The organism is Sulfolobales archaeon (assembly GCA_038897115.1).
Lineage (GTDB): Archaea > Thermoproteota > Thermoprotei_A > Sulfolobales > AG1 > AG1.
In genome coordinates, this window is sequence record JAWAXC010000081.1 from 1 (window position 1) to 9,396 (window position 9,396).

Genomic DNA, 9,396 nt, shown 5'->3' on the forward strand with positions numbered 1-9,396 from the left:
AAGCTTATAGAGTTTATGCTTGGTAGGAGGGAGGCTGATGACAAGGATCACTATAGGAATAAGAGGCTTAAGCTCGCAGGAGATCTCCTCGCAGTACAGTTCAGGGTAGCCTATAGAGCTTTTCTAAAGGACTTCAGATACCAGCTTGAGAAGGCAAGGGCGAGGACTAGGAAGGTGACCCAGATAAGTGCTCTAGTGAGATCCGATATAATTACTGAGAGGATTAGACATGCAATGGCAACGGGTAACTGGGTTGGTAATAGGGTTGGTGTGAGCCAGATCCTAGATAGAACCAACTGGATCTCGATGCACAGCCATCTCAGAAGGGTTGTATCTCCGCTGAGTAGGAGCCAGCCCAACTTCGAGGCAAGGGATCTTCATGGCACCCAGTGGGGTAGGATATGTCTCTTCGAAACACCTGAGGGGCCTAACTGTGGATTGGTTAAGAATATGGCCCTCACAGCATATATATCTGTTGGTGTTGATGAGAACATAGTTCTAGATATTCTTGAGAAGATAGACGATCCCGATATGAGGATCGAGAAGATCGAGAAGATCTTTAATGAGCTTAGGAAAGGGGGATCACCACCGATCGAGGGCTCCAGAGTACTGATCAATGGCAGGCCCATAGGCTTCTGCAGAGATGGTGAGAAGCTGGTGAGATTCCTGAGGGATCTTAGGAGGAGTGGGAAGCTCCACTACGAGGTCAGTATAGCCCATATCAAGACCCAATATATAGATGAGATCTATATAAACACAGATGCGGGGAGATTCCTTAGACCCGTGTTCGTGGTTAGAGATGGAAAGCTGGTATATAGCAGGGAACATGCCGAGGCCCTTAGAAGGGGTGAGATAGGTTTTGAGGATCTTGTTAGGATGGGTGTGGTGGAATATCTAGATCCTGATGAGGAGGAGAACGCCTATATAGCCCTCAACCCATCGGATCTCACTAAGGAGCATACCCACATGGAGATCTATCCACCCGCTATTGTTGGGATAGCAGCAGCGACGATACCCTATGCCGAGCATAACCAGAGCCCGAGGAATACATACCAGTCTGCAATGGTTAAGCAGGCTCTGGGGCTCTATGCTGCTAACTATCAGATAAGAACAGATACCAGATCGTATCTCCTCCACTATCCAGAGAAGCCCCTTGTACAGACTAAGTTCCTAGATGTGATAGGCTATAACTCTAAGCCAGCTGGCCATAACATGGTTGTAGCTGTTATGAGCTATACAGGGTATAACATGGAGGACGCTGTTATACTTAACAGGTCGAGTGTTGAGAGGGGCATGGCTAGATCAACATTCTTCAGGCTATACACTATAGAGGAGAGGAGATACCCAGGGGGTGAGGAGGATAGGATAGAGATACCAGATCCAAGCGTCCATGGATATAGGGGTAAGCAGTTCTACTCAAAACTAGATAAGGAGGGTATAATAGGTGTTGAGGTCCCCGTAGCAGGTGGAGAGATACTCGTTGGCAAGACATCGCCATCCAGGTTTATGGAGGAGATGAAGGAGTTCGGTGTTATAGCTGCTAAGAGGAAGGATACATCAACAGGGGTTAGACATGGTGAGAAGGGTATAGTTGACATGGTTATCATGACAACAACCTCTGAGGGGCATAGGCTTGTGAAGGTGAGGGTAAGGGATCTAGGGATAGTAGAGATCGGTGATAAATTCGCATCGAGACACGGTCAGAAGGGTGTTGTTGGGATGCTGATACCTCAGAGCGATATGCCATATACCAGTGAGGGGATAACACCGGATCTCATAATAAACCCCCACGCCTTACCATCGAGAATGACCCTTGGACAGCTTATGGAGAGCATAGCTGGTAAGGTTGCAGCCCTCAGAGGTAGATATGTTGATGCCACGCCATTCTATGGAGAGGATATAGAGTCTCTGAAGAAAGAGCTACTGCTACTGGGATACCCAATGGATGGTACAGAGCCTATGTATGATGGGAGAACTGGTGAGCTGATTGGGAGCCCGATATTCATAGGTATAGTCTTCTATCAGAAGCTCCACCACATGGTAGCGAATAAGATCCATGCTAGGGCTAGGGGTCAGGTGCAGATACTTACAAAGCAGCCCACAGAGGGTAGGGCTAGAGAGGGTGGGTTGAGGTTCGGTGAGATGGAGAGGGACAGCCTAGTAGGCCATGGCGCATCGATACTTCTTAAGGAGAAGATGCTCGATGCAAGTGATAAGACAACTATATATGTATGCACAGAATGTGGCCATATAGGGTGGTTCGATAGGAATAACAAGAAGCCTGTATGCCCGCTCCACGGAGATAAATCAAAGATAGTTCCTGTGAGTGTATCATATGCGTTTAAACTCCTTCTACAGGAGTTGATGGCAATGCTTATAGCCCCAAGACTTATTGTTAAAGAAAGGGTGGAGATATTCAAGGAGAGGTGGAGGTGATCAAGATGTCGGAGGAGTATATGGTAGCGGGTATAAAGTTCGGGATACTATCGCCTGAGGAGATAAGGAAGATCTCTGTTGTCCCTATTTTAACTAGTGAGATCCTAGATGAGGATGGTATACCGATTAGAAACTCGATTATGGATCCCAGGCTAGGTGTTATAGAGCCTGGGAGGAGATGTGAGGTCTGTGGAAACACTATGGCCCAGTGCCCAGGCCACTTCGGCCATCTAGAGCTTGCCAGGCCTGTTATACACTATGGTTTTGTAAAGCATATATACGATCTTCTTAGGGCGACATGTAGGAGCTGTGGGAGGCTTAAGATCCCGAGTGAGTATGTAGCTAGGTATAAGGATCCTGAGAGGGCTGTTGAGGAGATAAGGAAGATATATGCTAAGATGAAGAATAGATGGCCCCTCCTAGCTAAGAGATATTCTGAGAGCCTTAAAAGAGAGGCTTTCAAGGTTGCTGAATGCCCATTCTGTGGCGCTAAGCAGTATAAGATCAGGCTTGAGAAGCCAACTATATTCTATGAGGAGAGGAAGGAGGATCTTGTTAGGCTCAACCCTGTGGAGATTAGGCAGAGGCTTGAGAGGATACCAAATAGGGATCTAGAGCTCCTAGGCTATGACCCCGAGAGTGCTAGGCCTGAGTGGATGGTTATAACAGTGCTACCTATACCGCCCCTCAGTATAAGGCCTTCTATAGTGCTTGAGACTGGAGCTAGATCTGAGGATGATTTGACACACAAGCTAGCAGATATTGTGAGGACTAACGAGAGGCTGAGGGAGCATATAAACCAGGGCGCTCCGAACATAATAGTCGAGGATCTCTGGGAGTTGCTGCAGTATCACATAACAACATACTTCGATAACGAGGCCCCGGGGATACCGCCTGCTAAGCAGAGATATGGAAGGCCTCTGAGAACCCTTGCACAGAGGCTCAAGGGTAAGGAGGGGAGGTTCAGGGGGAACCTCTCTGGTAAGAGGGTTGACTTCTCTGCTAGGAGTGTTATAAGCCCAGATCCATATATAAGTATAAATGAGGTGGGTGTTCCAGAATATGTAGCAAAGATCCTCACGGTTCCTGAGACAGTTACCAAATGGAATATCGAGGAGATGAGGAGATACGTGATAAACGGCCCATATAAGTGGCCTGGTGCTAACTATGTGATAGCGCCAGACGGTAGGAAGATAGATCTTAGGTATGTGAAGGATAGAAAAGCCCTGGCAGAGACCATAACACCTGGCTGGGTTGTTGAGAGACATCTAATAGACGGGGATATAGTTCTCTTCAACAGGCAGCCAAGCCTCCACAGGATGAGCATAATGGCCCACAAGGTAAGGGTTCTCCCCGGGAGAACCTTTAGGCTACATCTAAGTGTATGCCCACCATATAACGCTGACTTCGATGGGGATGAGATGAACCTCCATGTACCACAGTCTGTCGAGGCCAGGGCTGAGGCTAGGCTACTACTGCTTGTTCAGGAGCATATATTATCACCTAGATATGGTGGCCCGATAATAGGCGGGATCCAGGATTATATAAGCGGTGCATATATACTCACGAGCAAGGCCACCCTATTAACTAAAGAGGAGGTTATAGATCTTCTTGCAGCCGCTAGATATGCAGGCCCCCTTCCAGAGCCAGCTATACTCTCGCCGAAGAAGTATTGGACTGGTAAGCAGCTTGTAAGCATCTTCCTACCGGAGGACTTCAACTATAGAGGACCTTCCAACATATCTGCTGGTCTCCTCAAGTGCGATAATGAGGAGTGCTTCTGGGACTCCTATATAGTTGTTAAGAAGGGAATGCTTCTCGAGGGTGTGCTTGATAAGAAGGCTATAGGGGCTCAGCAGCCTGAGACGCTATTCCATCACCTCGTTAGAGAGTATGGAAATGATTTTGGAGCTAGATTCATCGATAATGTGTTTAGAATGTTTATAAGGGTTCTGGAGAAGAAGGGGTTCACGATGACATATGACGATGTCCTGATCCCGCCGAATGCTGAGAAGGAGATAGAGGAGGTGATTAAGAGGGCATATAGAGAGGCTGATGAGCTTATAAAGCTAAAGGAGAAAGGGGTTCTAGAGCCTGTTCCGGGTAGGAGTCTCGAGGAGACCCTGGAGATCAAGCTGATGGATGAGGTTCTTAGAAAGGCTAGGGAGGAGGCTGGTGAGATAGCTGTGAAATACCTAGACCCATTTAACCATGCCTTCGTAATGGCTAGGACAGGTGCTAGGGGATCGACGCTGAATCTCACCCAGATGGCTGCTAGCCTGGGGCAGCAGTCAATAAGAGGTGAGAGGATCCATAGGGGCTATATGGGGAGACCGCTACCCCACTTCAAGCCAGGCGATATGAGCCCACCTGCTAGGGGGTTTGTTGCTAGCAGCTTTAGAAAGGGGTTATCGCCTATAGAGATGTTCTACCACGCAGCAGGTGGTAGAGAGGGTCTTGTAGACACAGCTGTTAGAACCTCTCAGAGCGGTTATATGCAGAGGAGGCTTATAAATGCACTGCAAGACCTCTATGTCGAGTATGATGGTACTGTTAGAACTCCTGAGGGGTCTATAATACAGTTTAGATATGGGGAAGACGGCATAGATCCTATGAAGAGTGTCCACGGGAAAGGGGTTAGCGTGGATAGGCTAATCGAGAGGGTTGCTGGGTGGAGGTTATAGCCATGCCAGCGCCTAGATCTAGGGAGACTCTTGCTAAGAGGGTCTCCTCTAAATGCTCATACCTACCCCAGAAGATAGTTAACGAGCTCGTGGACAAGGCCTTGGAGAAGGGGCTAACGGATGAGGAGATCGAGAGGGTTGTGGATCTAGCGTGTGCTGAGTATAGGGGCAATCTCATCGAGCCTGGAGAGCCTGTGGGGACTGTGACGGCTCAGAGCATTGGAGAGCCTGGAACCCAGATGACCCTTAGAACATTCCACTATGCAGGTGTTAGAGAGTTCAACGTAACCCTTGGCCTTCCAAGGCTTATAGAGCTTGTCGATGCTAGGAAGATCCCCTCAACACCTATAACATATATCTATCTTGATGAGGAGCATAGATATGATCCTGAGAAGGCTAAGGAGGTTGCTAGGAGGATAGAGTTTACAAGGGTGGAGAATGTGGTGTCATCTATATATGTAACAGCAGGCTCTATAGTTCTCGAGCTAGATCCTGAGATAATGAGTGATAAGGGTGTCTCGCTTGAACAGGTTAAGAATGTCTTGAAGAAATATGGAGATGTTGAGGTGATTAACGAGAACCCTCCAACGATATCTGTGAATGTAGGTGTTATAGATCTTATGAAGCTCCAGAAGATAAGGGATAGAATTTTGAAAGCCAAGATCAAGGGGATAAAGGGTATTAAGAGGGTTATCATCCAGAAGAGGGGGGATGAATATATGTTGCTAGCTGAAGGCGTTAATCTAAAGGCGATTCTCAAGGTAAGGGGTGTGGATCCGTATAGAACCTATAGCAACGATATACATGAGATAGAGAAGGTGCTTGGTATAGAGGCTGCGAGAACACTGCTTATAAGGGAGATGATGAACGTCCTCATGGAGCAGGGTCTAGATGTTGATATAAGGCATGTAATGCTTGTAGCGGATATAATGACTAGAAATGGAACAGTTAGGCAGATAGGTAGGCATGGGGTAACAGGTGAGAAGGAGAGTGTATTGGCGAGGGCAGCCTTCGAGGTCACTGTGAAGCACTTATTAGATGCTGCAGCAAAGGGTGAGGTGGATGAGCTAGCTGGGGTTGCTGAGAACATAATAGTTGGCCAGCCAATCCATGTTGGAACAGGCAAGGTTAACATATATATGAGACCATATATTATACCAAGAGGTGGAGGAGGTCAGTAGCGGGTGTCGAGCCAGCCAGTTGCTGTGGATAACCTTATAAAGAGCCTTGTTAGAGGGGGTAAGGTGGTTATAGGATATAGGAGATCTGTTAAGCTTCTAAAGATAGGCGGGTTAAAGGCCGTGGTCGTTGCTGAGGGCTCTCCCAAGGCTATAGTATCTGATATTAAATACTATGCTAGGCTTGGCAACATACCTGTGATTATATATAGAGGCTCTAGCATGGATCTCGGAACCCTGATAGGTAGGCCCCACCCTGTAACCGTGATAGGGGTTATAGATCCTGGGAATATAAGCATGGAAGTAATAGATTCTATGGCGGAGAAGAATCTATAGTGGGGTGAATGATAGCTGTCTGAGATAAGGCTAAGTCTAGAGGAGATGAGGTATATCTCCCTTGTCCAGGATCTCACAGGAGCAACTATAAGAGACTGCATAATAGATGAGGAGAACGACACCCTGATATTCATAGTAAAGGAAGGTGAAGCCGGTCTAGCTATAGGTAAGAATGGGAGTAATGTGAAGAAGATCAAGATGATCCTTAAAAAGAATATCGAGATAGTGGAGTATTCAAACGAGTTCGACCAGTTTGTGAGAAATATATTCGCACCAGCAAGGATAGCATCTATAAAGAAGGTGGAGTATCCAGGAGGAAAAACAGTGTTATATGTAAATGTCCATCCACAGGATAAGGGGATAGCTATAGGAAAGGGGGGTAGAAATGTGCATAAAGCAAGGCTTATCCTTAAGAGATACTATAACATAGATAATGTGATTATAACCTAGCATGAAAACCCCTTTCCCCGAGAACCTCTAGCAATCTATTGAGATCAGGCGATGTAGCTAGGAGTATATAGACATCAACGCCCCTTTTAAGCCTATCAACAAGCCTTCTATCGAGATCTGCAGCAGCCTTGCTAGCCCTGATCATAAGGGTGTTCTGTGATATATAGGTGCTCCTCCTAACAACAATCCTTGTTGGGTCGCTCAGCACTAGCCTAGGATCTCCCCATCCTATTGAGTAATCCCATAGATCCCCTGCTGATATTACCACCGCAACAGGCCAGCCCTTTTTAATACCCATTTTAACCTCTGGATCTAGATCTCTGAGCGCTTTATCAGCTGAAACAGCTATGATGCAGTCTCCCCTAGGGGTTAGGTGATCCTCCCTGGTGATCTCGAAGGTGGTTCTATGTGTGGCCCTCACATTCCTATGGCCCTTAGCATTGATTATATCTATATATGCTTCTCTGTAGATCTGCATATCCTATACACCTAAGCCCTCTAACAAATCCAGGATCTTCCCAACCTCTTTGCTCCATGGAGCGCTATCCGATGATATGAAGATCGCATCGGCACCTCTGCCCCTCACACGCCTTATGAATCTCCATATCTCCTTGGCAAGTCTATCCAGCTCTTCCCCCTCATATTCGTTGGGCGCCTCATGCTGTGAGAAGGGATATGTATCCTCTAGATCCTCTGGCACTAAACCTAGATATGGTGTGTAGAAAACAATATATACCTCTTCTAAATCCCTCTCAACAGCTAGCCTCTCCATAGCCTCTGCATATGCTTTTGAGGATGAAAAGGGCTTTGAAGAGCTGTCCCCCGGTATTAAGGCGAATATTCTACCCTGCCTAGCCTCTCTATCTACTAGATATTCTAGGTATCTTTCGAGTTTCCTCCTAGTCCTTATGATCTGGGGCTTAGCCATGGATCTAGATCCATATATGAATAGCCCCCTCCTACCCTTTGAATATGGTGTGTACTGCTCGATCTGCTCTGCATATCTCTCAATTCTTCTCATAGCATCCACTAGAGAGCTGTGGGAGTGGGATCTCTCGACCAGGAGATCCCATAGCCTCCCCTCCCTTATATATGTCTTCACCCTCTTAACCTCTCTATCGATTGCGTATAGGTTATGCATAGCCAGCATCCTGATCCTCTCCCTCTGCGGCATCTCAATGAGATCCCTTGGGTTGTATTTAGAACATATTGGGCAGTTACATGGGAATACCTCTAGCTCCTCAAGCCTCTCAGTACCGTATTCCGTGATATATCTATTATCCTTTGCATATAATATATAGCTTGCTGAGTCAAACATATCGACCCCAAGGGCTATTGCGAATGGTATGAACATAGGGTGCCCCGCCCCGAATAGGTGGGTGGGCATGCTAGGGTCTATCTCCTCTTTAGCTGTTATAATCATTTCAACAACCTTTGAATATCTATAGCTTTGGAGGAATGTCACAGGGCTTCCAATCCCATAGGCTGAGTATCCATCTATCTGGGAAGCCTCCCTAGCAGATCTCCTCACAAGATCTATATAGCCCCCACCCTGTATCGGGAGAACCCAGATGGTCTTTGAACTAGATATTATGTCTAGAACCTCCCGAGCCCTTCTAAGGGTTTCCTCAACGCTGTAGAGGGCCTCTTCATAGCTAGTATCCTCCCTCGTAGGTATATCGAGGATCACAGCTATATCGCTCCCAATCCTGTCCTGATACTCAACTATCTCTCTATTACTAACATCAACCCTACCATAGAGCATATATTGATACGCGCCTGAATCAGTCATTATAACCCCTGAGAAGCCCATGAGGCTTCTAAGCCCCTTCTCAGCTGCATCACCCCCAAACCTCTTCTTTATGAGATATGCATTGGTTATTACCGCTTTGAAGCCCATAGCCTCTATATCTCTGGGGGATATGATGGGGTTTTCACCGATCTGCTCATAAGGATCTATGACGGGTAAAAAAATAGGTGTCTCTATCTTCCCACTCTTTGTCTCTAGAACCCCTATCCTTCCCATGAGATCCTTATCCTTGATCTGGAAGTTATCAGGCATCTCAGCCCCTCTTGGACTTCTTGCTCTCCATATACTCCTGCCACAGATCATAGATCTTATTGGCCAGAGCTCCAGACCCCTCCACACCGTTCTCAGAAACCCTATATCTATCTAGGATCACAACTAAGCCCGTCTCCTTATAGACCTTCACATTAGCTGGGTTTATGTTTAGCCTCTGAACAACTATGTTGAAGAACTCCTCAGGATCGAATATAGGTGTCTCCTCAACAATTATCTCAGAGATCCTCGA

At 46.8% G+C, this 9,396-nt stretch carries 8 protein-coding genes; 5 read left to right on the forward strand and 3 right to left on the reverse strand.

Features of this window, described 5'->3' with window-relative positions:
• From rpoB to QXE01_09605, 5 genes are all read left to right on the forward strand, one after another.
• Positions 1–2,436: DNA-directed RNA polymerase subunit B (gene rpoB, locus QXE01_09585; GenBank protein MEM4971490.1), on the forward strand; the 2,436-nt coding region annotated here is incomplete at its 5' end.
• A 5-nt stretch (positions 2,437–2,441) separates the two neighbouring features.
• Entirely contained in the window at positions 2,442–5,120 is a 2,679-nt protein-coding gene (gene rpoA1 / locus QXE01_09590; protein MEM4971491.1) for a DNA-directed RNA polymerase subunit A', read from the forward strand.
• A gap of 2 nt (positions 5,121–5,122) precedes the next feature.
• The gene (rpoA2, locus tag QXE01_09595) at positions 5,123–6,301 is read left to right on the forward strand and encodes a DNA-directed RNA polymerase subunit A'' (protein MEM4971492.1); all 1,179 of its coding nucleotides are present in this window, start codon (positions 5,123–5,125) and stop codon (positions 6,299–6,301) included.
• A 3-nt stretch (positions 6,302–6,304) separates the two neighbouring features.
• Positions 6,305–6,634, forward strand: a complete 330-nt coding sequence (locus QXE01_09600; protein MEM4971493.1) for a 50S ribosomal protein L30e — start codon at positions 6,305–6,307, stop codon at positions 6,632–6,634.
• Between the two features lie 15 nt (positions 6,635–6,649).
• Positions 6,650–7,084, forward strand: a complete 435-nt coding sequence (locus QXE01_09605; GenBank protein MEM4971494.1) for a NusA-like transcription termination signal-binding factor — start codon at positions 6,650–6,652, stop codon at positions 7,082–7,084.
• Here QXE01_09605 and QXE01_09610 read toward each other — a convergent pair.
• From QXE01_09610 to QXE01_09620, 3 genes are all read right to left on the reverse strand, one after another.
• Positions 7,074–7,562: a DUF371 domain-containing protein gene (locus tag QXE01_09610; protein ID MEM4971495.1), complete on the reverse strand. Its 489-nt coding sequence runs from the start codon at positions 7,560–7,562 to the stop codon at positions 7,074–7,076. The genes QXE01_09605 and QXE01_09610 overlap by 11 nt on opposite strands.
• Positions 7,563–7,565: 3 nt before the next feature.
• Positions 7,566–9,146 (reverse strand): tRNA guanosine(15) transglycosylase TgtA, encoded by a 1,581-nt coding sequence (gene tgtA / locus QXE01_09615; protein ID MEM4971496.1) that lies wholly within the window; start codon positions 9,144–9,146, stop codon positions 7,566–7,568.
• 1 nt (position 9,147) lies between these two features.
• Positions 9,148–9,396, reverse strand: a 249-nt coding sequence (locus QXE01_09620; protein ID MEM4971497.1) for an Lsm family RNA-binding protein, incomplete at its 5' end; no start/stop codon positions are given.